Source organism: Cellulomonas sp. McL0617 (assembly GCF_049994875.1).
Taxonomy (GTDB): Bacteria; Actinomycetota; Actinomycetes; order Actinomycetales; family Cellulomonadaceae; genus Cellulomonas.
The window spans coordinates 2,832,815-2,858,214 of sequence record NZ_CP188256.1; the positions used below are offsets into that span (position 1 = coordinate 2,832,815).

The following is a 25,400-nucleotide window of genomic DNA, read 5'->3' on the forward strand; positions in this document are numbered from 1 at the left end:
CTCATTCGGGTCGGCACTCGACGAGCGCCCAGAAGGCCCGCATCGCCGCGGCCATGTCGATGTCTGGATCGACGAGCCAAGCCGACTGCAGACCATCCATGAGAGCTGCGGTGAGCAGCGCCAGCATCGTGGGGTCGTGCTGCGTGGGCACCGCGTCGGCTTCCTGGAGACCGTGGATCTGTTCGCTGTAGGCGGCGACGAGCGCCCGCCGGCGGTTCTGGAAGAACTCCCGTGCCGGGTGGTCGGGCTCTGTCGCTTCGGCAGCCAGCCGGGCATAGAGCTGCATGAGGCCCGCGACGTCGGTGTTGCCGGTGACGCCCTCGGCCAACATCTCGGCGAAGTCCAGCGTCGGATCCTCGTCGAGGGCCTGTCTGTAGAGCTTCTCCGCAGCGCTGTCGCGGCGTCGCAGGACCTCGATGAAGAGCGCCTCCTTGCTCTCGAAGTGATGCAGGAGGCCTGTCTGTGTCAGCTCGACCGCCGCTGCCAGCTGTCGAAGGCTGGCGCGGCTGTAGCCCTCTCGAGCAATGACCTCCAGAGCTGTGTTCAGGAGCTCTTCGCGCTTGGCGACGCCCTTGGGATATGTACCGCGGCGAGTCATGGCTCTATCGTGCGACACGGTCACCGACCGCCACCTCGATTTCACCTGTTGGCGCCACTGCGACGTCACACGACCGCACGAGGTCGTCGACGCTCGAGCCGACTGAGAGCCGGTAGGTTCCGGCGACGGCCACCCAACCGTCCTCCGACCAGACGGAGAACGCCCGCTCTGCGACCTCGATCTCGACGTCGGTGCGTTCGCCCGCGTCGAGCCTGACCACGGCGTACCCGACAAGCCACCGATCAGGTCGCACGGCCGAATCGTCGTGGCACGAGGCATACACCTGAACGACGTTCTTGCCCGGCCGGCCGCCCGTGTTGGTCACAGACGCGGCGACGTACACCTCCCCGTGGGCACCGACCGCGCCAAGCATCGCCAGGTCGTCGACCTGCCAGCTGGTGTATCCCAGGCCGTGACCGAAGGGGTAAGCAGGTTCGTGATCCGCGTTCGACCACGCGCGGTAACCGATGAAGACCCCCTCGGCGTACGCGAGCCGACCGTCAACGGGCGTGACGTCCAGGATCGGCACATCGGACTGGGCGGCCGGCCAGGTCGTGGGGAGACGTCCACCCGGCTCGACGACCCCGGTGAGGATGTCCCCGATCGCATGACCCATCTCCTGCCCACCGAAGTAGGTGAGCATCACGGCTGCGGCGCGGTCGCGCCAAGGCAGGATCACCGGCGCGCCCGCGTTCACGATGACCACCGTCGGCGTCCCTGTCGCGAGCACCGCCTCGACCAGGGCGTTCTGCTCCCCCGGCAATTCCAGCGTGGTGCGGTCGAAGCCTTCCGACTCGTGCGAGCCGCTCGTACCGACGACAACCACGGCCAGGTCGGCGTGCATGACTTCCCGTGCAGCCTCCGCGATGAGAGCGTCACGGTCATAGGGCGCCGGCTGCGTTCCGGCCTTCAGCATGAACAGGGCTGCGGTCGCCGCAGTGACCGGTCGCGACCGCAGGTCGACCTCGATCCGCACGTCGATGCCGTCTCCGGCCGTCAAGGTGACGGGCACCGACACGGTGGGAGGCGCCGCGAGGGCTTGTTCGAATGTGAGTCCGACCTCCGCGACGTCCAGGGCCGCCACATCGGAGCCGTTCACCAGCAGGCGGCTCGAGCCACCGGTGGTGTACGACAGCAGCGCATCGACATCACGCTCCGGCTCCCACCGGAATGACACCTCGAACATTGCCGCACTGGCCGTCGGTGCCGTCCCGCCGAAGTAGAAGAACTCGGTGGCCCGGCGATCCTCCCGAAGGATCTCGACACCGTCAGCATCGAGGAACCGCACGAGGGAACCAGCTTCGCCGGTCGTGGGATGCGTGATCTCGTCGATGGGCAACGGGATGATGCTCTCGTCGAGGATCGCTCCGAGGCTGTAGTCGACACTGACGGTCGGGAGCGCGGCACGGATCCCGTCGAGCGGGCTGACGACCCTCTCGGGAATCACCGTGGCCGAACCTCCGCCCTGGCTCCGTGCGAGCCGGGCACTCTGTCCGACGACCACGACGCGCTTGAGGCGAGTGGGTTTCACCGGGAGGACCCCGTCGTTCGAGAGAAGGACGGTGCCTTCGGCTGCGGCTCGGCGCGCAAATGCGGGGCCGTCAACGACGTCGGTGCCGACCGCGCGGACATACCCGTCCAGCGCGCCGACTCGCGCTGCGAGCAGGAGCAGTCGCACGACCTTGTCGTCGATGGTCGATTCGGGTACACGTCCGTCGCGGACGGCCTTCACCAGCTCGTCGCCCCAGGGGCCAACGGGACCGGGCATCACGAGGTCCTGCGCTCCCCCAGCGGCGGCGAGGCTGTAGACGCCGCCCCAGTCACTCAGCACGACTCCGTCGAAACCCCACTCCGTCTTGAGGGGGGACTGCAGGAGCTCGGACTCGGAGGAGGGCGTCCCGTTGACGCCGTTGTAGGCGGACATCAGCGACCAGGCACGCGCCGAGACGACGGCCTTCTCGAAGGCCGCCAGGTACAGCTCGCGCAGAGCCCGCTCCGACACCTCGACGCTCGCGCTCATCCGCTCGGTCTCAAAGTCGTTCGCCACGTAGTGCTTGGGGCAGGCTGCGACGCCTTCGGCCTGCATTCCATCGACGTACGCGGCCCCAAGGTCGCCCGTGAGCAGCGGGTCTTCGCTGAACGCCTCGAAGTGCCGGCCACCGAGGGGTGAGCGGTGCAGGTTGATGGTCGGCCCGAGGACGACGTCGACGTCCTTCCTCCGCGCCTCCTGCGCCATGACCCGCCCGTAGGTCCTGGCGATCTCCGGATCCCACGAGGAGGCGAGCGCTGTGCCGGAAGGCAGGCTCAGCGAGGTCTCTCGCTCGTCCCAGGTGGGGCCACGTACCCCGGCGGGACCGTCGGAGAGCACCATCGAGCGCAACCCGATCTCGTCGAGCGGATGAGTCGACCAGAAGTCACGGCCGGTGAGCAGGAGGACCTTGCGTTCGAGTGTCAGCCGGCTGAGCAGGTGGGCAAGCTCGGGTGCGTCTAGGTGCAGCGTCATGGTGAATGTCACCCCTTCAGGTGGCTAGGCGCTGGTTGTCGATGACGCGCGGGCACGTCGACGTTCAGCCTGGATGTCTGGGTCGGGTACGGGTGCCGAGAGGAAGAGACGCTTCGTGTACGCGTGGCTGGGCCGGGCCGTGACCTGGTCACCTTCCCCCCACTCGACGATGTCTCCCCGGTACATAACCGCGACCCGGTGAGACAGGTGGCGAACCACCGCGAGGTCGTGCGAGACGAAGAGGTAGGCCACGCCGGTGTCCTCCTGAATCTCGCGGAACAGGTCGAGCACCCTGGCCTGTGTCGTCAGGTCGAGTGCCGACACCGGTTCGTCGCAGATGATCAGCCGGGGCTGCAGCGCGAGAGCGCGGGCGATCGCGATCCGCTGTCTTTGGCCGCCCGAGAACTCCCTGGGCAGGCGATCGGCGGCCGAAGTCGGCAGCCCGACGCGATCCAACAGTCCGCGCACCCGAGCAGCCGCCTCGGAACGCGAGAGGTTCCGCACCGTGAGCGGCTCCGTCAGAATCTGCTCGATGGTCATGGACGGGTTGAGCGACCTGTACGGGTCCTGGAACACCACCTGGATGTCTTCTGCGAGTGCGCGGCGGCGCTGCTTCGGAAGGTGCGTGATGTCCTGGCCGTCGAAGATGATGTGGCCACCAGTGACAGGCGCGAGACCGAGCACGGCCCGGCCGAGGGTCGTCTTTCCCGAGCCCGACTCCCCCACAAGGCCGACGCACTCGCCGGGGCGGATGTCGATGCTCACGCCGTTGACAGCCTGGAAGGGCTTGCGTCGAAAGCCCTTCACCGGGTACTGCACGACGACGTCCGAGACGTCGAGCAGGGGCCCAGTCATGAGTCCACCTCGGTCCCGGACCGGTTCGAGACGGGGCTCGGACCGGTGCCGTAGGGGGCGCGTGCCTGGCCCTCGTCGACGATCGCGGCAAGCAGACTCTTCGTGTAAGGGTGCTCGGCCGCTCTGAAGATCGACCGCACAGGACCGGACTCGACGATCCGGCCCTCGCGCATCACAGAGACGCGATCGCAGAGGTCGGCGACGACGCCGAAGTTGTGCGTCACGAGTACCACACCCATTCTGTATTCGTCCTGAAGCGAGCGGATGAGGTCGAGCACCTCGGCCTGCACCGTCACGTCGAGCGCGGTCGTCGGTTCGTCGGCGATGAGCAGGTCGGGCTTGCACGCGACGGCCCCGGCGATCAGCACGCGCTGAGCCATACCCCCCGACAGCTCGTGCGGATACGCGCCAAACGTGCGAGCCGGATCGGGGATACCGACCCGCTCAAGGAGGGCGAGGGCCTTGTCCCGCGCGTCAGCTCGAGAGATTCCCAGGCAGTGCCGGATCGGGCGAACGAGTTGACTGCCCACCGTGAACGACGGGTCGAGGTTCGCCATGGGCTCCTGCGGGATGTACGCGATCCGCCTGCCACGGATGCCGGCCATCGCGCGCTCTGACGCGTCGGCGAGGTCTTGGCCGTCGAAGACGATCCGCCCAGTCAGGATGTGACCACCCTCTGATAGCAGCCGCATGATGGCCCAGGCGGTCTGGGTCTTACCCGACCCGGATTCGCCGATCAGACCGAGCACTTCACCGCGGCGTACTGACAGGGATACGTCCTGGACGACAACCTTGTCCGGCTGCCCGGCTGGCTGCTCGTAGCCCACTGACAGGTGCTCGACCGTGAGCAAGGGCGCCTCGTCGGGATCCGACCGATCGGCGTGCACGACGGTCCGCGCGGTCTCGTCTCCGGCGTTTGGTGCGTCCGCCGGTCGCGGCGCCTTTCGCCGACGCGAAGGCTGCTGTGTCCGCTCCAGCACGTCGCGCATCGTGGTGGCGAGCAGGTTCAAGGACACGAGCAGGAGCACGATGGCCGCCGTCGGCCACACCACGAGCCGGGGAGCGTTGTACAGGTTGATGAACCCGTCGTTCAGCATCGTGCCCCAGGTGGGGATGCTTGCGTTACCCAGGCCGAGGAAGTCCAGGCCGGCTTGGATCGCCACGGCGATCCCCACGATCATCACGGACTGGATGATCACGGGTGCGCGCACGACAGTGAGCACGTGCCGGGCGATGATCCGGCGGTCCGAGATGCCCGCTACGCGAGCGGCGTCGAGGTAGAGCTCGTCCCGGACGGCGTTGACGGACGCGTAGACGAGGCGGAAGTAGGACGGCGAGAGGATGACGCCGAAGGCCACCATCGTCCACCACAACGACGGGCCGATCACGGTGCGCAGAGCGAGAAGCAGGATCAGGACCGGCATCGCCATCATCAGGCTGGCCAGCCATGAAGAGACCTTGTCGAACGCGCCGTGGAAGTACCCAGCGATCAGTCCTGCGGTGATCCCGATAGAGGCCGCCACCAGCACCGCCAGCATCGCCGCAGCGAGCGTGAACCGGCCGCCGTAAAGGAGCCTCGCCCAGACGTCTCGCCCTGCGCTGTCGAAGCCGAGCGGATGACCCGGGGCACGGGGACCAAGGACGTCCTGCAGGGATGCGGCCGCAGGGTCGGACGACGTGAGAAGGGGGGCGAGGACCACCGCGAGAACAATCAGCGCGAGGACGACGAGTGAGACGGTCCCGATCGGCCGACGCAGAATCTCTCGAAAGAGGGTTCGACGGCGTGGGTTCACGGCCACGCCCGCGGCCGCCAGGTGCTCTTCGGTGTCAGGGGTGATACCCGACGGGTCGATGCTCATGCAAGCCTCGCTCTCGGCGTGACCCAGCCCTGGACCAAGTCGATGGCCAGGTTGACGACGACCACGAGGATGGCCGTCACAGCGACGAGGCCCATGACCACGGGGATGTCGCCCTGGATGGTGGACAAGACGGTCATCTGGCCGACTCCGGGGATGGCGAAGATCTGCTCGATCAGCACGACGCCGCCGAGCATGCCGATGAACTGAAGGGCCAGGACCGCGAGCGCCGGTCCCGCGGCGTTGCGGAGCACGTGGACGAAGGTCACCTGAGTGCTCGACAGTCCTCGACTCCGAAGGGTGCGGACGTAGTCCTGCCGCATGGCGTCGAGCATCGACCCTCGAATCTGCCCGGAGATGGCGGCGATGCCGCCGATGCTCAGCGCGATGATCGGCAGGGTGACGGTTCGCAGCCACCCGCTGGGACTGTCAGTGAAGGCGACGAACCCTGTGGGTGCGAACCACCCGAAGTTCAGCGCGAACACGGCGATCAGCCCGATCGCGATGAGAAAGCCCGGGACCGCGAAGCCCAGCACCGAGAGCACCTGCACGACGCGATCGGCCCATCCGCGTCGGATAGCGGCCCAGACGCCCAGGACCACAGCGATGATCGCCGACACGATCGTGGCCCCGATGATGATCGACAGCGTGACGGGGAGTCGCGTCGCGATGGTGGACGTTACCGGTTGGTTTGTGAACCAAGACGTCCCAAGGTCCCCGTGCAGCGCGTGGGACAACCAGTCGACATACTGCACGGTGAGGGGCCGGTCGAGACCGAGCTGCGCGGACTTGAGGTCCACGGCCTCCTGAGAGGCGGTCTGCCCGAGAATGGTTCGGGCCACGTTGCCACTGTTGAAGTACAGCAACACGAACACGAGCGTGCAGACGGACCAGATGAGCACGATCCCGCTGACGACACGCTTTCCGATGAATGTGAGCACGGGGCTTCCTTGTCGATGCTCTGTGGTGCGCGCCGGGTAGAAGTGCGACACGGTCGGGGTGAGCGGCACGCGGGGCTCACCCCGACCAGTAGGTGCTTCAGGCCGCCGGCTTGATGTTCCAGAGGCTGGGCAACGCGTTTCCGGCCTGCGGCTCAGCGGTCGTGGCCGAGTCGACTGCAAAGTTGGAGTCGGGCCGGTACCAGGTGCCGAACCACGCCTGGTCGACGAGATAGGTGTTGAGTTCCTTGAGAGCGGCGTTCAACGTTGTCTCGTCCGCCTGCGAGTCGTGGATCGTCTGGATGAGCTCGTCGATCTTCGGGTCCGCGTTGTGGAACGGGTTGAACGTGGCGTTGGGCGCGACCTGGAAGTTGATCAGGGTCCAGTCGGGATCCTGCGCAAGGCCGAACGGGCTCACGGCGTATTTCTGAGCAAGGATGTCGGGGAAGAAGTTGGCACCGGCGTCGACGAAGGTCGCCGTGACGCCGACATCCTTGAGCTGCTGGACGATCAGGGCGTTGGTGGCCGGGTCCTGGCCGGGCGGGGACGGCATCTCGAGCGCGAAGCCATTCGGGTAGCCAGCCTCAGTCAGCAACTTCTTGGCCTTGGCGGGGTCGAAGGAGTACTTGTTGTCGAGGGCCGGGTCGTAGGCGGCAGAGGTCGTCGGGAAGATCTGAGTCGTCGTGGTCCCTGCGCCGCTGCCGACGGTCTTGAGGAGGCCTTTGCGATCGAACGCGTAGTTCAGCGCCTGGCGGACCCGGACGTCGCCGAGCGCCGGATTGACCGCACCGTCTCGATCGAAGTAGAGCATCCCGACCCAGCTCGCCTGGATGCTGACCAACTTGTAGCCCGCTGACTTCACCTGATCGAGCGTCTTGTTGTCCCGAATGACTCCGAAGTTCACCTGGTGACCCTTGATGGCGTTCAGCATGGCGGTCGAGTCCGTCAGCACGGTGAACGTCAGAGCGTCGTAGTGCTGCGAGGCCTTGTCCCAGTAGTCGGGGTTCGCGGTGAACTGGTACGTCGAACCGGGAACCGACTTCGCGGCATCCAGCTCGTAGGGGCCGGAGCCAAGGGGGACGGTCTTCTCGTCCGCGCTGCCGAAGTGCGAGGGCGCCTCGACGGCGCCCGCTGCCTGCGCGAGGGCAATGAGCAGCCCGGGGTCGCTCTCCTTGAGGGTGATCTTCACCGTCGTGTCGTCGACGGCCGTGGCATCGGCCATGTTGGCGAGGTTCGCCTTCGCCGACGAGGCTCCGTCGCGGAAGCGGATCAGGTTCTTCGCGACCGCGTCGGCGTTGAGCGGCGTTCCATCGGTGAACTTCACTCCGTCGTGGAGGGTCAAGGTCAGCACGGTCTGGTCGTCGTTGTACGACCACTTGGACGCTAGGCCGGCGATGACGGCGCCCTTGGTGTCTTGACGGAGCAGGGTGTCGTAGACCGCCTGGACGTACGGGGCCTGGTTTCCCCACTCCATGTCAGCGGCCGAGAACGACGAGACGCTGCCCAGCAGACCCAGGTTTGCACTGGACTTGGCAGCCGAGGTGCTGCTCGAGTTCGAGTCTGAGGAACCGGAGCACGCTGTGAGCGTGAGTGCCGCTGCCGCAGCAACAGCAGCAGCCACCCATCGTCCCCGTAGACGCATAGTGCGGTGCATGTGAACTCCTTCGTTCGCAGGTGGGCCGGACCGGACTGCAGCAGTGCGGTCGATCGGTAGAGAAAACCTAACAGCACTCGTTTTTCTCGTCAATACCCCATCGCGAGCGGGTTTTCGCGACATCGGGCACCTCCTGCAACCGGCCTGCCCGGTCCTCAGGACCTGCGGGACGCCGGTTGCGCCCGGTGCCGGAGCCGGTCAAGCGCAAAGGGCCGGCCGACCCTGATGGGGTCGGCCGGCCCGCACCTGAGCGCTGGTCACGATGCTCAGAGGGAATGCCACCACGTACAGATGCCACAGGTCCGGCGAACCGTCGCTCGTCTCAGCTCGTCCGGTGATGGGTGAGACTCACGGCCGGTTGCGGGCCATGTGCCGCGACGCACGAAGGCCGAAGACGGTCGCGGGACCGATCGTCGAGCCAGGGCCTGGGTAGGTCCGGCCCATGACCGACGCGGAGTTGTTCCCGGCCGAGTAGAGGCCCTCGATGACTGACCCGTCGTCGCGCAGCACGCATGCGTCGGCGTCGGTGACGACGCCGCCTTTGGTGCCCAGGTCGCCGATGACGACCTTGAACGCCGTGAACGGCCCCTTCTCCAGGGGGGCGAGGTTCGGGTTCGGGTGGACGGTCGGGTCGCCGTAGTAGCGGTCGTAGGCCGAGTTGCCACGTCCGAAGTCGGCATCGACCCCGGAGCGGGCGAACCCGTTGAAGCGGTCGAGAGTCGCCTGGAGGCGCTCGGGCTCGACGCCGATCCCTCGCGCGAGCGCGTCGACGGTCGCCGCCTTGACCATGGTTCCGGCCGCAGCCATGGCCTTGGTCGCGCGCGGGTCCATGGCGTAGCCGCGCAGGTAGCGGCGCGCGTGCCGGGCGTCGGCGACGAGCCAGTACGTGCCGTCCTTGTCGTGCGCGAGCATGTGGTGGCCCAGGTCGACGTACGACTCGGACTCGTTGGCGAACCGGTCGCCCTCGGCGTCGATCATCAGCGAGTACGGCATCGAGCGCTCGTTGACGAGGAATGCCGGGCTCCCGTCCGGTGCGGCCACCACTGAGGCGCCCCACCAGGCATCGTCCATGAGCTCCACGGCGGCGCCGAGGTCCTGGGCGAGGTCAAGGGTGCTGCCGACGTTGCCGGGGTTCCCCGACGGGTTTCCGTCGATGCCCTGGTACTTCTGCCGCAGCGCCACGTTGTGGTCGAAGCCGCCGGCGGCGAGCAGCACACCGCGGGTCGCCCGGACGGTCACGAGGCGACCGTCGTGCGTGGTCCGGACCCCGACGACGCGTCCGTCGGTCACAACGAGCGCCTCGAGCGGCGCGTCGAGCCACAGAGGCGTGCCCTGCTTCTGCACGACGATGTTCAAGAACGAGCTGGCCAGGCCGGCACCGGTGCCGACGAGGCGCTTCCCGCGGACCGCGCCGCCCAGCGTCCGGAACACGAACTGGGCACCACGCACGAACCCCGACGGCGTCGACCAAGCCCGCCCCAGCAGCCAGACGTCGTCCGTCTTGAGCGGCAGCGGCATCAGCGCGCGGGTGGTCTTCCACCAGTCGCCGATCTTCTTTGAGTCGAACGGCTCGACCTCGATGGAACGACCGATCTTGCCGCCCGGAAGCTCGGGGTAGTAGTCCGGGTAGTCGGCGGCACGCGCGAACTTCATGCCGTACTTCTCGGCGGTAAGAACGAAGTCCTCGACCCCGTCGACGAAGGCTTCCTTGCGTGCGCGCGATGTCGCCCGGTAGTCGTCACCGACCGTGGCCTCCAGGTAGGTCAGCGCTTCCTCTCGCGAGTCGCCGGCACCGTCGCGCTGCGCGAGCGGGTTGTTGGGCAGCCACATTCCGCCGCCCGACATCGCCGTGCTGCCACCCCACTTGTCGGTCGACTCGAGCATCAGGACCCGCAGACCCTCGTCGGCGGCGCCCATGGCTGCCGCGAAACCGGCGCCCCCGGTGCCGACGATGACAACGTCGTATGTGAGGTCGAACTTCGGGCTGCTGGCGTCGGACATGTGCGGGCTCCTTCGGTCAACCGGACATCGAGCCCGGACAGTGAGGACAAGCTCGACGGCTCAGGCGCTCGGGGGTCCATTGCGTGCCATGCCGCCGAGCCATGCGAGGCTCGGCTTGGGCGTGCGGACGAAGGTTGATCGATCGACCGCGATCAGGCCGAAGGTGGGCTTCCAGTTGCCCCATTCGAAGTTGTCGAGCGCGGACCAGTGCAGGTAGCCGCGGACGTCGATGCCGTCGACCATGGCGGCCGCGACGTGCTCGAGTGCAACGCTGGTGTAGGCGATGCGGCGCTCGTCGTCGGCGGTCGCGATCCCGTTCTCGGTGATGAGTGCGGGGACGCCTCCGGTGACGTCGGCAGAGTTGCGCAGGGCGATGCCGATGGCGTCGGGCCGGTACGCCCAGCCGGCCAGCGTGTTGTCGGGGTTTGGTGGGTGCGCCACGATGCCGTTCGCGTCGATCTGCTGGCTTGTGTACGCCTGCACGCCGATGAAGTCGTCGTCGCGCGACGCCTCGAGGAACCGGTCCTCCCATGCGTACTTGATCGTCGAGTAGAGCTCCTCATTCCCGGGTGTGCGCTCGAACGACTGGTTGGCGACTGTCCACCCGACATTGCCGCCCACTCTGGACTTGAGCACCTCGCGCGCCGCGTGGTGCGCCTCGATGAGGCGGAGGCTGATCCCCTCGTCCGGGACGACCGACGCGAGAGTCTGCGCGCCAGCCGAGAGGTTGAGGCCCTCGATGCCGTGTGTCGCGAGCGCGTCGTCCAGGAGCCACATGAGGGCGAGGATGTTGGGTTCGTTGATCGTGACGATCCACGGGACGTCGTGCAGGATCTCGGTCGTGGCCTCAACGTAGGAGCGCCAGCGCTCGATGGCGGTGTCCGCGAGCCATCCGCCCTCATGGGAGAACCAGAGCGGGACCGTGAAGTGCTGGAGGGTGACGACCGGTGTGAGGCCGAGCTCGAAGGCCGTGTCGATCATGCGCCGGTAGTGCTGGAGCTCGGCCCGGGAGATGTGTCCGGGTACGGGCTCGATGCGGGCCCACTCGATGCCGAACCGGTAGGAGTTCAGTCCGGCGTCGGCGAGCAGCCGCATGTCCTCGGCGAATCGGTGGTAGCTGTCGTCGGCGTCGCCGCTGCGGTCGAACATCTCGGGGAAGTCACGCTCACGCTTCCACCAGTCGCTGTTGACGTTGTTGCCCTCGACCTGGTGCGGTGACGTCGCGGCGCCCCAGAGGAAGTTCGTCATGCGAGAACCGCCCGTCCGGACAGGTCTGCCTCGATCTCGTGGTCGCCGGCGCCGAGGGTCTGGTCGGGATGTCCGGGCAGTCGCAGCACCGCCTCGGTCCCGGGGGCGACCTCGAGCCGCACCGAGATGCGGCCGCCGGCGAGGCGCCACTGGATCGAGGTGGTGCCGAACGGTGTGCTTAGGCCCGCGCTGGCAGACGTCAGGTCCCCGCCGGGCTGCGGTGCGAACAGGACGCGCTCGTATCCGGGTTCGAGGGGGCTCATCCCTGCGACAACCTCGTGCATCCACTGCGCGACGGAGCCGAAGGCGTAGTGGTTGAAGCTCGTCATCTCTCCGGGGTTCACTCGCCCGTCGGGAAGCATCGCGTCCCATCGTTCCCAGATCGTGGTCGCTCCCATGGAGACCTGATAGAGCCAGGACGGGCACTCGCGCTGGGTGAGGAGGCGGTAGGCCGTGTCGGCGTGACCGGTGCTGCTCAGGGCGCGAAGGACGAACGGTGTGCCGATGAACCCGGTCGGGATCACGTATCCACCCTCGGCGACCAAGTCGGCCAACCGGTCCCCCGCTTGCTGCGCGCCGTCGTCGGTGAGCAGGCCGAATGCGATGGCGACCGCGTAGACCGCCGGGGCGTCGGACCGGATGCGCCCGTCGTCCCCGACGTAGGTCGTCACGAAGCCGCGGCGGACTCGCTCCGCCAGGGCGCGGCGGCGGGCTGCCTCGTCGTCGTCGCCGAGGACGCTGGACATGCGAGATGCCAGGTCGAGCGTGCGGAACATGCAGGCCGTCGCGAGGACCTCCCTATCAGCACGTGCGCCCCGGGGATCCTCCGGGGGCGCGGCGGGGTCGAGCCAGTCGCCGAGCTGGTACCCGGACGTCATCGTGCCGTCCTCATTCAGGGCGCCCTCGATCACGGCAAGGTGCCCGGCGACCGACTCGGCCTGTTCTACGAGGACCTGACGCTCGCCGTACTGCTGCCACATCGCCCACGGGATCCACACCGCGCCGTCCTGCCACAGCGCCATGGGCGCAGGCGTCACGACGACGCCGGGGGGCGGTGCCTGGAACATGGTCGGTTCGTACTTGAGCGTGTTCGGCGCGGTGAGGGGCACCTGGCCGCCCGCGATGCGCTGTTCCAGGGTGAGGTCCCGCAGCCAGTCGCGCAAGAACGTCTCGACGTCGTACAGGAACGTCGCAGTGGGGGCGAAGGCCCCGAGGTCGCCGACGTAGCCCATGCGCTCGTCACGCTGCGGGCAGTCGCTCGGCACGTCGAGGAAGTTGCCGCGCATCCCCCACACGACGTTCTCGTGCAGCCGGTTCAGGTCCGGGTCGGAGCACTCGAAGTAGCCAGTGCGTCGAAGCTCGGAGCCGACGACGACCGCACGGACCGAGGTGAGCGCGTCATCCTCGGTTCCTGGCCAACCGGTCAGGCGGGCGTACCGGAAGCCGTGGAACGTGAAGGTCGGCTCCAGGAGGTCTTCATAGCCGGACAGGACGTAGCGGTCCTCGGCTCGTGCCGAGCGCAGCGGCCTGAGCGAGAGGTCACCATCTTCGAGAACTTCGGCGTGGTGCACGGTCAGTTCGTCGCCGAGAGAGCCCTGGACCTTGATCCGGAGCCATCCGACTAGGTTCTGCCCGAAGTCGAGCAGGAGCTGCCCGTCAGCGGTGCGTGTCACGGAGGTGGCGGCGACGTCCTCCTGGCGACGTACCGGCGGCCCGATGTAGGGCTCGAGCATCCCCGCGTCGAACTCGACCTCACGCACGGGTCCCCAGAGCGAGCCGTCAGCGAGGTGGGCGTCCGCAGGCTGCAGGAGACGGGTGTCGATGCTCTGACCGTCGTAGAGGTCGTCCTGGAGAATCGCGCTCGGAGCGCCCACCCAGTTGGCGCCGGTGACGATGACCTGTCGATGCCCGTCGGTGTATGTGAGGACAAGCTCGGCCGCGGCGGCACGGTCCGGCCCGTAGACGCCCTGCAGGCCGAGCCAGCCGAGACGCCCGCGGAACCACCCGTTGCCGACCGACAGGACCAGCGTCGTGCGGGCGGCGACCAGTGGCAGGACATCCCACTCGGCATAGCGGAGACGCTTCTCGTAGGTCGACCAGCCCGGGGTGAGCACGTCAGGCGAGGCGAGGACTCCGTTGAGTCGCGCCTCAACGACACCCAGGGCGGTGATCCGCAGCACGGCAGCGACGACGTCGCCGTGACCCGCTTCCTGGTCGAACGCGGCGCGCAGCAACGGCGCTGACTCGTGGTCGGTCGTGATCATGCGGGCGGTCCACGCAGGACCGGCTGGCACAGACATGGGAGCTCCAGTTCGGAAGGTCAGGCAAGGAAGCCGTCGGCGCCCCAGGCGGCGGGAAGAAACCGCTCGGCGATGCGCCGGTAGCCCGCCGTGTTCGGGTGCAGGCCGTCGGGTAGGTCGACTACGTCGTCCGGCCCGAACAACGTCAACCCGTCGAGGACCTGCAGATGCTGGTCCCCCTCGCTCCGACGGATCTCGACAGCCCGGTGGATCAGCTGGCGTATGCGCTTCAGGGACAGAGCACCGGCCGCGAGCACGTCGGGCCGGGTCACGGTGCAGGCGCGCTGGTCGGGGCCGATGATGGTCGGGCCGGGCTCGTCCTCCGCCGCTGGGCAGATGATCGGCGTGACCACCAGGATGGGCGTGTCGGGGTGGCCCTCTCTGATGGTGTCGAGGAAGCCATGGAGCGCAGGCACGAATGCCCGTTCTCGCATGGTGTCGCCGTTGACCACGTTGATGCCGATCTCCAGGCTGATCGCGTGGGCGGGCAGGTCACGGATGGCTCGGGCCATGAACGGGTCGAGGTGGCACTGCCCGCCGATGCCGAGGTTCGTCATGTCGAGCCCGGCGGTACGGGCGACGATCGCCGGCCACGTGCTGGTTGGACGGTTCGCCTCGGAGCACTGACTGATCGAGCTTCCGTGGTGCACCCAGCGTCGTCCGGTTGCGGCCGCGGCTCGCACCGCGGCGCCTGCTGGGACCCGCAGATCGCGCAGGGTGGTCTGGGACGCGTGAGGCAGCCACACCTCGACATCGCGCTCGAGTCCTGGCGCGCCGAGCTCGAGCCTCAGCGTCGCCGTTGCGCCGACGTGCGTCTCCATGTCCCCAGTCGCCATGTCGATCAGGATGACCGTTTCATCCGTCGTCACGATGGGCGGTCGGAGCTCGCCGTCGACGACGAGGTCGACGACGGTGCCGGCGGTCGTGTCGAGCGGTGAGACCACTCTCACGAAGTCCGCGTCGAGCTCAAGCCAGGGGGCGTCTGAGTGCACGCGCAGCCGGACACCCGAAGGCACGGCGCTCATGAAGTCCAGCGGCTGCTCCGCGAGGCGGGCCCGGGCCCGGGCTGGCACACGGTGCAGCACCACGCCGTCCAGATCCACGTCGGTCTCGAGCGCGCCGGACGTGCCCCCGAGAGCCGTGGCGAGGACGGACCTGACCGCCCCGACGTCGACGGTCATGGCTTGATCTGCTCGGCCGCGCGGGGGGCGTACCCGAACTCGGTGATCCGGACCTCGCCGGTCGTTGCGCGTAGTCCGATCGTGCGTCCGGTGAAGCCGCTGGCGACCTCGGTCGACACGAGTCGACCGTCGACGCGCGCGAGCTCGATGTCACGTCCACCGCTGCGCACTCCGACCGCCAGGGTGTCTGGCCCGCCCATGGGGTACGGCGCTGGCGGCTCAGCGATCGCGGCGCACCACAACCCCTCGACGGGGACTTCGAGACCCGTGTCGGGGAACGTGTGCCTCAGCCCTGCGACCGACACCTCGGCGACGGCTCGGCCGCCCTCGAGGCGGACCTCGAACCAGTTGTCGGTGTCGAGGTGGACCTGCAGGCCAGGGCCTCCATCTGGCGACGCGAGGTCGATGTGGGCGCGCCAACCCTCGTCGCGTGCGCGAACGCACAGCGCGGGCAGTGGGCGTTCGTCGTCGACCGGTGAGATGACCAGGCCGCCGCCGGGAGCCGGGCGCACGGTGTCGACGTGCACTCCCCCAGGTGACATCCATCGCGGGTCGAGGTTGTCGGCGACGAAACCATCGGTGAATGCCGTGTCGGTTTCGGGCACCTCGAACCGGGACTCATCCACGACCGGCCACCCGTCGACCCAGTCGACGCCCACGACGAAGGTCTCGCGGCCGTTGACGTGGAAGGCGGGCGTGCGACCTCTCGGTCGGTTGCCGAGGTGGACCATGGCCCAGGTGCCGTCGGGGCGCTCGACGAGGTCGCCGTGCCCGGTGCTCTGCACGGGGTGCGTGCTGCTGCGGTGGCTGAGGATGGGGTTGTGTGGCGCGGACTCCCACGGCCCGTCCAGCGAGGGTGCGCGCGCGATCGTCACGCAGTGGCCGCGCTCGGTGCCGCCCTCCGCGAGGAGGCAGTAGTAGGTGTCGTCGATGCGATAGAGGTGCGGTCCTTCGGGGTGCGCCAGACCGGTTCCCTGCCACAGGCGGCGGATCTCTCCCAGCACGTCGCCGGTGTCGGGGTCGATGGGGAGCGAGAGAATTCCGCCGTCTCCCGACAACGACCACCCTGCCCAGGTCATGTGGCACGAGCCGTCCACATCCCAGAAGAGGTCAGGGTCGATCCCCATCGGCCCAGGGACTCGAACGGGCACGGACCACGGTCCTGCCGGGTCGTCGGCGGAGGCGATGAGTTGGCCCTCCATGACGGTGGTGATGTCGGTGGTGATCAGGTAGAACCGACCGTCGTGGTGACGAAGGGTGGGCGCATAGGTGCCAGTACCGGAGGGCGCGCCACGCAGGTCGAGCTGTTCGCGGCGGTCGTAGACGTTGCCGACCTGGCGCCACGTGACGAGGTCCGTGCTCTCGTGGATCGGCACACCCGGCAGGTACTCGAAGCTCGAGTTCGCCAGGTAGTACCGGTCGCCCGCCCGGCAGATCGTCGGGTCGGGATAGAAACCCGACAGCACGGGAACGTCATTGAAGCGGACAGCAGCAGGTGTCGTCTCGCTGCTCATGCCGTCACCTCAAGGACGGTGGTGAGCTCGGTCGTGGAACTTCCGCCGACCCACAGGTCGAGGGTCGTGGCGTCCTGGATCCATCCCCGCGTGGCGGCGCTCCAGTAGCGCAGCTCGTCGGGGCCGACGGGGAATGTCACGGTGCGAGTCTCGCCTCGCGGAACTGCCAACCGCTGGAAGCCCTTCAGCTCGCGGACGGGACGCGACGAGGTGCCGTACCGCTGGTGGATGTAGAGCTGGACGACCTCGTCAGCGTCACGGTCGGACGTGTTGGTCACCTCTACGCTGACCGTCGCGGTCTCCCCGGCCGCGATCGTGTCGCGGTCCAGACGGAGGCCGTCGTAGGTGAAGTCCGCGTAGGACAGGCCGTGGCCGAAGGGGTACAACGGCGTGCTCAGTTCCTCCCAGTACCGCCTGTCCTGGTAGTCGGGAGCGAACGTGCGGTAGTGGGCGTAGATCATCGGCACCTGCCCGGCATGGCGGGGCCAGGTGAACGGCAGGCGCCCGGCCGGCGAGACGTCGCCGAGCAGTACCGCCGCCAAGGCTTCGCCACCGCGCGTCCCCGGGTACCAGGCCTGCACGATCGCGGGAACGTTGGCGTCCGCCCACTGCAGGTCCAGCGGTCGTCCGGACATCACGACCAGGACGACCGGCGTTCCCGTCGCCACGATCTGCTGCAGCTGGTCGAGCTGGCGGCCGGGCAGGTCCAGAGTCGCCGACGAGGCAGTCTCACCGATCTGGTTCTGCCGCTGCCCGACAACGACGATCGCGACGTCGGCGGCCGCCGCGAGGTCGACGGCACGCGCGATCTCGGCGTCATCGTCGTGATCGGAGCTCGTGTCAGTGACCGTCGGATCCATGGCGTCGAACGGCGAAGGGAACGTCCGGGCCGGGATTCCGGCACCGGGCGCGTGCTCGACGACAACGGCATCGCCGACTCTCGCTCGCAGCCCATCGAGGACCGTCACGGTCTCGGCGGTGTCGTGGGCGAACACCCACGGGCCCAGCGTGTCGCGCTGACTGTTCGCGAGCTGGCCGACGACTGCGACCGTCGTCAGTCCCTCTGGGCGCAGCGGCAGCGCGTGCGCGTCGTTCTTCAGCAGCACGACCGACCGCTCGGCCGCGACGCGGGCCACGTCGCGGTGCTCGTCGGCGGCCAGGATGCCGGCCGTCGCTGTCTCATCGACATAGGGACGCTCGAAGAGTCCGAGGCCGAACTTCGCGGTCAGCACTCGGCTCACTGCCTGGTCGATCGCGTCGATGCTGACCAGGCCCTGCGCTACGGCGTCGGGCAGTTGGCTGAACGCCGGGTCCAACATGGTCATCTCCATGTCCATCCCCGCGGTCATCGCTCGCGCGGCGGCGTCGGTCTGGTCCCGAGCGAAGTGCTGCGTCTCCAGGGACCGGACCGCGTTGGCGTCGGAGACGACCCAGCCCTCGAAGCCCAGCTCGTCGCGCAGCACGTGGGTCAGCAGCCATGCGTTGCCTGAGGCCGGAACGCCGTTGAGGTCCATGTACGCGCTCATGACGTTGCCTGCACCGGCCGCCACAGCCGCACGGAACGGCGGCAGGTAGACGTTCCAGAGCTCAGCGTCCGAGATCTCGGCGTCGTCGTAGTCGCGGCCGCCCCGGGCGGCGCCGTAACCGGCAAGGTGCTTCGGCCCAGCAATGACGCTCTCGGCTCCGCGGTCGCCCTGGAAGCCACGCACCTGAGCGGCCGCGACGGCTGCGCCGAGTACCGGGTCTTCGCCGGCACCCTCGATGATGCGGCCCCACCGAGGGTCACGAGCGACGTCGACCATCGGCGCGAACGTCCAGTGGATCCCCACCGCACGGGCCTCACGAGCCGCGATCGCCTGAACCTGCTCGATGGTGCTTGTGCACCACGAGGCGGCCAACGCGATCGGGACGGGGAAGATCGTCCGCAACCCGTGGATCACGTCGAACCCGAAGATCAGGGGGATACCGTGTGGGCTCTCCTCCACTGCGGAGCGCTGCAGCCGGTTGGCGAGCGACGGGTCGGTGACGAACAACACCGACCCGGCCGCACCGGTGCGGACGGCCGTCTCCACCTTCTTTGGCTGCTCGGCGAACGCACGATACTCAGGCGGCAGGGACTCGATGTCGAAGTCCTCGGGCACTGGCTCGCCGCTGGTCATGTAGAAGTACTGGGACAGCTGCCCGGCCTTCTCCTCGAGCGTCAAGCGTGCCAACAGGTCAGCGACCCGCTCCTGGACGGTCCGCGACGGGTCGCGGTACGGCAGCGTGCTCACGGTTCTCCTCAGGTCAGTCATCGGGCGGTCACAGCGATCCGAACAGGGCGGCATCCCTCGGTTGAGGCCGACACGGTGACCTCGCCGGCACCGGTCGCGCGCAGGACCGCGACCGCTCGACCGTCGAAGGTCGTGCAGCCGGTCCCGGACAACGGCTCCTCGGTCACCGGAGCGCCCGAGGCCACGCCCGCCAGGAGTGCGGGGCCGTCGACGGTGATCTCGACGCGGCGGTCGCGCCCGGGGTGGACGATCCCATCGCCATCGGTGAGCTCGAGGCTGACGTAGACGAGGTCCCGACCATCACTGGCGACGTCGACGCGGTCGGCGACGGCACGAAGCTCCAGCTCGTCGCTGGCGGTGCGCAGGGTCGACCGCGCTACCTCGACACCATTGGCGAAGGCCACGGCAGTCAGCGTGCCCGGCTGGTACGTCACCGTGAAGTCGGCGCGGAACGCCCGAGTCGCACCCACCTTGACGCGATCGAGGACCACACCGTCGAGGAGCAGCTCGACCTCATCGGCCCGCGCGTACACCTCCAGGCCGACGGTTCGACCTTCGTGCCCGTGCCACGACCAGGACGAGACGACGTCGTTCCAGGCCCAGCCTGTTGCCATGGCGACCTCCCGCCCGTGGTTGTCTGGCCGCTCCACGGCGATGAACGGTTCGGTGCGCAGTCCGAAGACGATCTCTCGGTAGTACGAGGCCGGCCGCCGGTGCCCGATGATGTCCAGGTCCCCGGTGTAGGCAGTCAGTGCCGGATAGCCTGTGGAGAACCCGCTGGTGGAGTTCTCGTCGGCGTAGATGACGCGGCCGATGCCCGTCTCGCCGAGGTAGTCCCAGCCGGCCCACGCGAAGTCGCCGATGACGTGGTCGTATGCCTTGACGAGGTCCCACGTGCGGTCGATGGACGTGGCCAGGGTCTCCGTGCCGCAGATGACGCGGTCCGGGAACAGCTCGGCATCCAACGAATAGCGGGCATCCGAGTAGTTCATGCCCGCTACATCGAGTACCGCGAACGCCTCCTCGGTCGCTTCAGTGGTCTGCGGCGCGGTCTGAATGCCGGCCATCATGGCGCCGAAGGCGTCCATCATCGTGTTGACTCCGCCGGCCGGCTCTGCGGTGTCGGCGGGCGCCTCCGCTTCCACGCGGGCCGCTGCCATGAGCGGCAAGACCATGTCCAGCATCGCGACGAACCCGTTGACGCCATTGGTGACCAGCCGGGTCGGGTCGAGAGACCGGACCTTCTCGGCTAGCCGGCGCGACCAGACAGCCCCGTGTGGACCGCCGAGCTCGGGGATCTCGTTGCCGATGGAGTACATGATGACGCTGGGGTGGTTGATCGCACGCGTTACCATCGCCTCGACGTCGCGCTCCCACCACTGAGTGAACTCGAAGGCGTAGTCGAAGTCGGACTTGCTCGACGTCCACATGTCGAAGGTTTCGTCGATGACGAGCATCCCGAGTCGGTCGCACGCCGCCAGGAACGCCTCGCTCGCGGGGTGGTGCGACATGCGGACTGCGTTGAATCCGGCCTCCTTGAGCAAGGTGATGCGGCGCTCCTCGGCGCGGGGCAGCGACACGGCTCCCAGCGGCCCGTTGTCGCCGTGCACGCACGCCCCGCGCAACTTCACGGTGCGCCCGTTGACGCGCAGCCCGCGGCGCGCGTCGACCTGCAGGGTCCGGATCCCGAACTCGGTCTGCTCCTGGTCGCGCGTCCCGTCGTCGTTCGTGAGTGCAACGCGAGCCGTGTAGAGATGGGGCGACTCGACATCCCAGACCAGCGGCTCCGCGACGAGGAGGCGATGGCGAGCCACGCTCCGCTCACCGGGCAGCAGCGTCACGGGCGACGAGCCACGCGCCACGACCTGCGCCGAAGAGTCGAGCAGCTCGACCTCCACTCGCGCGGTGACCGTGACCGCCGAAGAGTTGGCGGCGGCGACCGCGACGACGACGACAGCATTCTCGACGTCCACCTCCGGCGTGGTGACACACACGTCCTCGCGCACCAGGTGCACGGCCGGCTTGACGACGAGGGTGACGTCACGGTGCAGACCTGCTCCGGTGTACCAGCGGCTGTCCTGGTGCGCCCGGCACGCGACGCGGATCTCGTTGTCCTGTCCGCGGTTCAGGAAGGGGTCGATCCGGACGGTGAACCGGGAGTACCCGTACGCGTGCTGCCCAGCCAGGACCCCGTTGACGTAGATCATCGCGTCCCGGTAGACACCGTCGAACTCGAGCGCAACCTGCTGCCCGTGCCAGTCGACCGGCACCGCCAGGGTGCGGCGGTACTCGAATGCGCCACCCGGGAAATAGCCCGTGGTCTCGCCATGCGGCAGCCCCGGCACGCGATCGAGTCCGACGACCGCGTCGTGCGGGACCAGCACATCCGTCCAGTCGCTAGCGCCCGCAGACGCCAGCTCCTGGAACGGGGTGGTCCGGCGGCGGACGGACCAGCCGTCTGTCAAGGTCTCTCGCGTCATGGCAGGGATCGCCTCTGTTGGAGTGGTTGCGCGTCTCGAGGGGACGGGCGGCGGGCGTGGTGGGCGCGGGGGGATGCCGAAGGGTGGTGGTCCCACGCGTCAGCGCAGCCCAGCCGGATTCGATGGGCGACGGCGAGAACAGGGCGAGCGGTCACGAGATCCTCCTTGATCAAGCGGTCGCGCTGTACGAACCTGCCGTTGCGGCGCGATTTTCAAACTATCACAACTTCGCGCCATGGCGGTAGTTTGGTTTGAGCCGCTCTCGCCGCAGCGGCGGGCGCTGGTCGTCGACAGGTCCCCGACGACTGGGTGCGCCGGTGCGGTGCGCTACCTTGTCGTCAAATAGCCCGCACGGCGCGAGATTCATCGGACGGATAGGCACACCATGACCACGACCCGCCGAGGCCCCTACGCCAAGACCGCTGGGGTGCGCCGGCGGATCGTCGACGCGGCCCTGAGCGCGTTTGCGGAGACCGGTTACCGCTCCACAACGATGAAGGAGATCGCGCAGCGGGCCGAGATCAGCGAGCGTGGGCTCGTGCACCACTTCCCCACCAAGGAAGACCTGCTGCTGGAGGTGCTGGCGCTGTACGAGGAGGAGAGCGCCCAGTACATGCCACCAGACGCAGAGCATGGCCAGATCGACGGGCTGCTCGCCGTCGCACGCCACAACCTCGAGCGCTCCGAGATGCTCGAGCTGCAGAACCTGCTGGCAGCCGAGGGGACCTCTCGCGCCCACCCGGCACACGACCGGTTTGTCCGCCGGTATCACGGCCTGCGCATCGTGCTCACCCAGGCGTTCGAATCCATGGAAGCTGACTCCGCATCGCCCTCCGGTGTAGCGCCGGAGCGCCTCGCCGCCATGTACATCGGGCTGCTTGACGGCTTGCAGACCCAATGGTTGTACGACCGGGAAGCCGTGGACGTCGAGGGATCGCTCAAGGACTTCTTGACGATGGTCTATCCCGGCGTCGCCTTCACACCGGCGAACTCACATCTGGCCGAGACGGCCCCGTAGGCCCGGCGACGGCTGAAACTCCCGCCGCGGCGCGGAGTTGTGAATTTCGCGCCGTGGACGTAGGTTCGCGAAGGGCGACCCGATAGGCACCAGTCGACGGCCGCACCACGACGCCAGGGCTCGTCGCGCCCGGAAGATGCAGCGCACATAGGAGTGTTCATGCGGACCATCCAGGACAGGCACGTCGTCGTCGGCGCAGACTTCGCCGGCTTTCGTCTCAAGGAGTCGGTCAAGCGACACCTCCAGGCACGGGGCTGGACCGTCACCGACGTCACCCCGACACAGGACGATCTGCCGATGTACCACCGCGTCGGGTTCCTCGTCGGATCGCAGATCTCCGAGCGAGCGTTCGAGAAGGCGCTCATCTTCTGCGGCTCCGGCATGGGCATCCACATCGCCGCGAGCAAGTGTCCGCACGTGCACGCAGCGGTGGCCGAGAGCGTCGCGACAGCGCGTCGCGCCGCCACGGCAAACAACGCCAACGTCCTCGCGATCGGCGCCTTCTTCACCGCGCCGCGACTGGCTCAGGCGATGGCCGACGCGTTCCTCGAGCACTCGCTCGGCGACGGGTACGAAGACTGGGACGGCTTCCACGACTACCACCGGCTTGGGTACGACGAGTGCGAGAACTTCGACTACGCGACGTACAAGGCCAACGGATTCAGCGTCGTCGATCCGCAAGAAGTCCAGCTTGGTCCCGAGCCTTCCGGCCTCGCGTTCTGAGTGATGAGCATGCTGAGAGCTGAGGCCGCTGCCCTGAGCGAGTCGGAGCGTCTGACGACGCTGGCCCACGAGCTGGGTCGCGTCGATCGCGAGTGGGCGATCCTCGCCGAGGGCAACTGCTCGATGCTCACCGACGCGGGCGTCGTGCGCGTCAAGGCGAGCGGCGCCGGCATGAGCCGTGCCACGACCGACGACTTCGTCGACGTCCCGCTCAACGAGCTCCTGTCACTCATCGACAGACCGGGGGCCGGTGACGCCGATGTCCAGGACGTGTTCGATGCCGTCGCCACCCGGTCCCGCGGGCGACGGCCGTCGGTCGAGTCACTCCTGCACGCGGTGTGCCTCGACCAGCCTGGGGTGACCTGGGTCGGCCACACGCATCCGATCCCCGTGAACGCCATCCTCTCGTCGTCGCGCCCGACGCTGCTCACGGACGGCGCCCTGTTCCCAGACCAGGTCGTCGTGCTCGGGACCAGGCCATTGCTGGTTCCCTACGTCGATCCCGGACTGCATCTCGCGCAGGAGGTGCGCCGGCTGCTTCGCGAGCGGGCCGGCGACGTCCCGCGGGCGATCTATCTCCAGAATCACGGCATGTTCGCGCTGGGAAACAGCAGCGCAGAAGTCCTCCAGATCACCGAGATGGCCGTGAAGGTCGCGCGCGTCCTGATCGGTGCCTGCAGCGTGGGCCAGCCCGCGTACATGGATCCGCGGCAGGTGGCCCGCATCGACACCCGGCCCGACGAGCTCCTGCGGCGCGCGACGCTGCAAGGCAAAGGAGTTGCGTGAAGGCCGCCGTCGTTGCCGCCGTCGACCTCGGCGCGACCAGCGGCCGAGTCATCCTCGGGCGAATGGACGACGCCGGCCTGCACACGCGCCACATCTCGAGGTTCGGCAACGGGCCGGTTCGACTTCCGGACGGCCTGCACTGGAACATCCTCGAGCTCTACCGTCAGGTGCTCGCCGGACTGGCCGCCGCAGAACGAACGGCGCCGGGCGAGATCGCGAGCGTCGCCATCGACACCTGGGGCGTCGACTACGGCTTGGTCCACGACGGGAGCCTGCTCGGACCTCCCTTCCACTACCGCGACGCCCGAGGAGACTCCGGCGTGGCCGCCGTGCACGCCAGGATCGACGCGTCCGCACTGTTCGCCCGTAACGGGCTGCAGCATCTGCCGATGAACACTCTGTTCCAGCTCGCGACGGACGGTCAGCGACTGACGGTCGCGGACCACATGCTGCTCACGCCCGACCTGTTGGCCTTCTGGCTCACCGGAACACAGCACGCGGAACGCACGATCGCCTCGACCACGGGTCTGCTGGACGCACGGACCCGACAGTGGGACGTCGACCTGGCCGACACCCTCGGAGTTCCTCGCTCGATCCTGCCCCCGCTCGTCGACCCTGGAACAGTGACCGGCGAGCTCACCCCACACGTCGTCGACAGTGTCGGAGCAACGCTGAAGGTCGTCGCCGTCGGATCACACGACACGGCGTCCGCCGTCGTGGCGATCCCGAGCGTGCATCGCGACTTCGCCTACGTCTCCTGCGGGACCTGGGGGCTGGTCGGGCTGGAGGTCGACGCCCCGGTCCTGACGGAGGACGCGCGCACCGCCGGATTCACGAACGAGTGCGGCGTGGACGGCCGCACACGGTTCCAGAGCAACGTCATGGGCTTGTGGCTCCTGTCGGAGTCGATGCGCCAGTGGGCGCCCGCCGCCACAGACGCGCAACGATCGAGCCATTTGCAGCAGCTGCTCGCCGACGCAGCACGGGTGGAGTCACCGATGCCGACCATCAACGTCAACGACCCGCGATTCCTCCCTCCGGGCGATATCCCCGGACGCATCGCGTCGTGGTGCCGCGAGCACAGCGAGAACCCGCCGGGCACGCCTGCAGAATTCGTGAGGTGCATCGTCGAGAGCCTCGCCGTCGCCTTCGCGGCGTGCGTCGACGAGGCCGAACGCATAGCCGGTCGCGACGTCTCCACCATCCACATCGTCGGCGGTGGGTCCCAGAACGCCCTGCTGTGTCAAGCCGTCGCCGACCGATCCGATCGCCGTGTCGTCGCCGGTCCCGTCGAAGCCACGGCGATCGGCAACATCCTGATCCAGGCTCGCACCAACGGATTCGTCGACGGCGGCCTCACCGAGCTGCGCAGTATCGTCCGGCGGAGCTTCACGCCGACGACCTATGTCCCGCGACACTCGCGCTCTCGCCACGGCCGACGATCCACGCCCGTCGCGCCCGCTCAGTAGCCC

17 protein-coding genes are annotated in these 25,400 nt (G+C 68.1%); 4 read left to right on the top strand and 13 right to left on the bottom strand.

What is annotated here, in order from left to right; translation table 11 throughout:
• Nucleotide 1 precedes the first annotated feature (1 nt).
• From ACPPVS_RS12770 to ACPPVS_RS12830, 13 genes are all read right to left on the bottom strand, one after another.
• Nucleotides 2-622, bottom strand: a complete 621-nt coding sequence (locus ACPPVS_RS12770) for a TetR/AcrR family transcriptional regulator (protein WP_426592639.1) — start codon at nucleotides 620-622, stop codon at nucleotides 2-4.
• Nucleotides 603-3,101, bottom strand: coding sequence for a glycoside hydrolase family 3 C-terminal domain-containing protein (locus ACPPVS_RS12775; protein WP_426592640.1), 2,499 nt, complete (start codon nucleotides 3,099-3,101; stop codon nucleotides 603-605). The genes ACPPVS_RS12770 and ACPPVS_RS12775 overlap by 20 nt, the downstream gene beginning before the upstream one ends.
• Before the next feature lie 24 nt (nucleotides 3,102-3,125).
• The gene (locus ACPPVS_RS12780) at nucleotides 3,126-3,956 is read right to left on the bottom strand and encodes an ATP-binding cassette domain-containing protein (protein ID WP_426592641.1); all 831 of its coding nucleotides are present in this window, start codon (nucleotides 3,954-3,956) and stop codon (nucleotides 3,126-3,128) included.
• Nucleotides 3,953-5,815, bottom strand: a complete 1,863-nt coding sequence (locus tag ACPPVS_RS12785; RefSeq protein WP_426592642.1) for a dipeptide/oligopeptide/nickel ABC transporter permease/ATP-binding protein — start codon at nucleotides 5,813-5,815, stop codon at nucleotides 3,953-3,955. The genes ACPPVS_RS12780 and ACPPVS_RS12785 overlap by 4 nt, the downstream gene beginning before the upstream one ends.
• Nucleotides 5,812-6,753, bottom strand: a complete 942-nt coding sequence (locus ACPPVS_RS12790; protein ID WP_426592643.1) for an ABC transporter permease — start codon at nucleotides 6,751-6,753, stop codon at nucleotides 5,812-5,814. Before ACPPVS_RS12790 ends, ACPPVS_RS12785 begins: the two co-directional genes overlap by 4 nt.
• A 97-nt stretch (nucleotides 6,754-6,850) precedes the next feature.
• The gene (locus tag ACPPVS_RS12795; protein WP_426592644.1) at nucleotides 6,851-8,371 is read right to left on the bottom strand and encodes an ABC transporter substrate-binding protein; all 1,521 of its coding nucleotides are present in this window, start codon (nucleotides 8,369-8,371) and stop codon (nucleotides 6,851-6,853) included.
• A 381-nt stretch (nucleotides 8,372-8,752) separates the two neighbouring features.
• Nucleotides 8,753-10,405 (bottom strand): FAD-binding protein, encoded by a 1,653-nt coding sequence (locus ACPPVS_RS12800; RefSeq protein ID WP_426592645.1) that lies wholly within the window; start codon nucleotides 10,403-10,405, stop codon nucleotides 8,753-8,755.
• 60 nt (nucleotides 10,406-10,465) lie between these two features.
• The gene (locus ACPPVS_RS12805) at nucleotides 10,466-11,653 is read right to left on the bottom strand and encodes a family 1 glycosylhydrolase (RefSeq protein WP_426592646.1); all 1,188 of its coding nucleotides are present in this window, start codon (nucleotides 11,651-11,653) and stop codon (nucleotides 10,466-10,468) included.
• The gene (locus ACPPVS_RS12810) at nucleotides 11,650-13,917 is read right to left on the bottom strand and encodes a family 78 glycoside hydrolase catalytic domain (RefSeq protein WP_426592647.1); all 2,268 of its coding nucleotides are present in this window, start codon (nucleotides 13,915-13,917) and stop codon (nucleotides 11,650-11,652) included. Before ACPPVS_RS12810 ends, ACPPVS_RS12805 begins: the two co-directional genes overlap by 4 nt.
• Before the next feature lie 56 nt (nucleotides 13,918-13,973).
• Nucleotides 13,974-15,134 carry a GDSL-type esterase/lipase family protein gene (locus ACPPVS_RS12815; protein ID WP_426592648.1) on the bottom strand — a complete coding sequence of 387 codons (1,161 nt, stop codon included), beginning with the start codon at nucleotides 15,132-15,134 and terminating at the stop codon, nucleotides 13,974-13,976.
• On the bottom strand, nucleotides 15,131-16,648 hold the full coding sequence (locus tag ACPPVS_RS12820; protein WP_426592649.1) for a glycoside hydrolase family 43 protein: 1,518 nt from the start codon (nucleotides 16,646-16,648) through the stop codon (nucleotides 15,131-15,133). Before ACPPVS_RS12820 ends, ACPPVS_RS12815 begins: the two co-directional genes overlap by 4 nt.
• On the bottom strand, nucleotides 16,645-18,921 hold the full coding sequence (locus ACPPVS_RS12825) for a glycoside hydrolase family 3 N-terminal domain-containing protein (protein ID WP_426592650.1): 2,277 nt from the start codon (nucleotides 18,919-18,921) through the stop codon (nucleotides 16,645-16,647). The genes ACPPVS_RS12820 and ACPPVS_RS12825 overlap by 4 nt, the downstream gene beginning before the upstream one ends.
• A 17-nt stretch (nucleotides 18,922-18,938) precedes the next feature.
• Entirely contained in the window at nucleotides 18,939-21,401 is a 2,463-nt protein-coding gene (locus ACPPVS_RS12830; RefSeq protein ID WP_426592651.1) for a glycoside hydrolase family 2 protein, read from the bottom strand.
• Between the two features lie 385 nt (nucleotides 21,402-21,786).
• Between ACPPVS_RS12830 and ACPPVS_RS12835 the strand changes: the two genes are divergently transcribed.
• The 4 genes from ACPPVS_RS12835 to ACPPVS_RS12850 all read left to right on the top strand — a co-directional run bounded on the left by ACPPVS_RS12835 (nucleotide 21,787) and on the right by ACPPVS_RS12850 (nucleotide 25,397).
• Complete coding sequence (locus ACPPVS_RS12835) at nucleotides 21,787-22,419, top strand: TetR/AcrR family transcriptional regulator (protein ID WP_426592652.1); 633 nt, start codon at nucleotides 21,787-21,789, stop codon at nucleotides 22,417-22,419.
• Between the two features lie 159 nt (nucleotides 22,420-22,578).
• A complete protein-coding gene (locus ACPPVS_RS12840) occupies nucleotides 22,579-23,142 on the top strand; it encodes an RpiB/LacA/LacB family sugar-phosphate isomerase (protein ID WP_426592653.1) in 564 nt (187 codons plus the stop codon).
• Between the two features lie 9 nt (nucleotides 23,143-23,151).
• A complete protein-coding gene (locus tag ACPPVS_RS12845) occupies nucleotides 23,152-23,928 on the top strand; it encodes a class II aldolase/adducin family protein (protein ID WP_426592654.1) in 777 nt (258 codons plus the stop codon).
• Nucleotides 23,925-25,397, top strand: coding sequence for a rhamnulokinase (locus ACPPVS_RS12850; protein ID WP_426592655.1), 1,473 nt, complete (start codon nucleotides 23,925-23,927; stop codon nucleotides 25,395-25,397). Before ACPPVS_RS12845 ends, ACPPVS_RS12850 begins: the two co-directional genes overlap by 4 nt.
• Nucleotides 25,398-25,400 lie beyond the last annotated feature (3 nt).

Bases quoted from the DNA above. Each gene is read 5' to 3' on its own strand.
- ACPPVS_RS12785 (WP_426592642.1), bottom strand. From the start codon at position 5,815: ATGAGCATCGACCCGTCGGGTATCACCCCTGACACCGAAGAGCACCTG.
- ACPPVS_RS12845 (WP_426592654.1), top strand. From the start codon at position 23,152: ATGCTGAGAGCTGAGGCCGCTGCCCTGAGCGAGTCGGAGCGTCTGACG.
- ACPPVS_RS12810 (WP_426592647.1), bottom strand. From the start codon at position 13,917: ATGATCACGACCGACCACGAGTCAGCGCCGTTGCTGCGCGCCGCGTTC.
- ACPPVS_RS12780 (WP_426592641.1), bottom strand. From the start codon at position 3,956: ATGACTGGGCCCCTGCTCGACGTCTCGGACGTCGTCGTGCAGTACCCG.
- ACPPVS_RS12835 (WP_426592652.1), top strand. From the start codon at position 21,787: ATGACCACGACCCGCCGAGGCCCCTACGCCAAGACCGCTGGGGTGCGC.
- ACPPVS_RS12815 (WP_426592648.1), bottom strand. From the start codon at position 15,134: ATGACCGTCGACGTCGGGGCGGTCAGGTCCGTCCTCGCCACGGCTCTC.
- ACPPVS_RS12820 (WP_426592649.1), bottom strand. From the start codon at position 16,648: ATGAGCAGCGAGACGACACCTGCTGCTGTCCGCTTCAATGACGTTCCC.
- ACPPVS_RS12830 (WP_426592651.1), bottom strand. From the start codon at position 21,401: ATGACGCGAGAGACCTTGACAGACGGCTGGTCCGTCCGCCGCCGGACC.
- ACPPVS_RS12805 (WP_426592646.1), bottom strand. From the start codon at position 11,653: ATGACGAACTTCCTCTGGGGCGCCGCGACGTCACCGCACCAGGTCGAG.
- ACPPVS_RS12775 (WP_426592640.1), bottom strand. From the start codon at position 3,101: ATGACGCTGCACCTAGACGCACCCGAGCTTGCCCACCTGCTCAGCCGG.
- ACPPVS_RS12840 (WP_426592653.1), top strand. From the start codon at position 22,579: ATGCGGACCATCCAGGACAGGCACGTCGTCGTCGGCGCAGACTTCGCC.
- ACPPVS_RS12800 (WP_426592645.1), bottom strand. From the start codon at position 10,405: ATGTCCGACGCCAGCAGCCCGAAGTTCGACCTCACATACGACGTTGTC.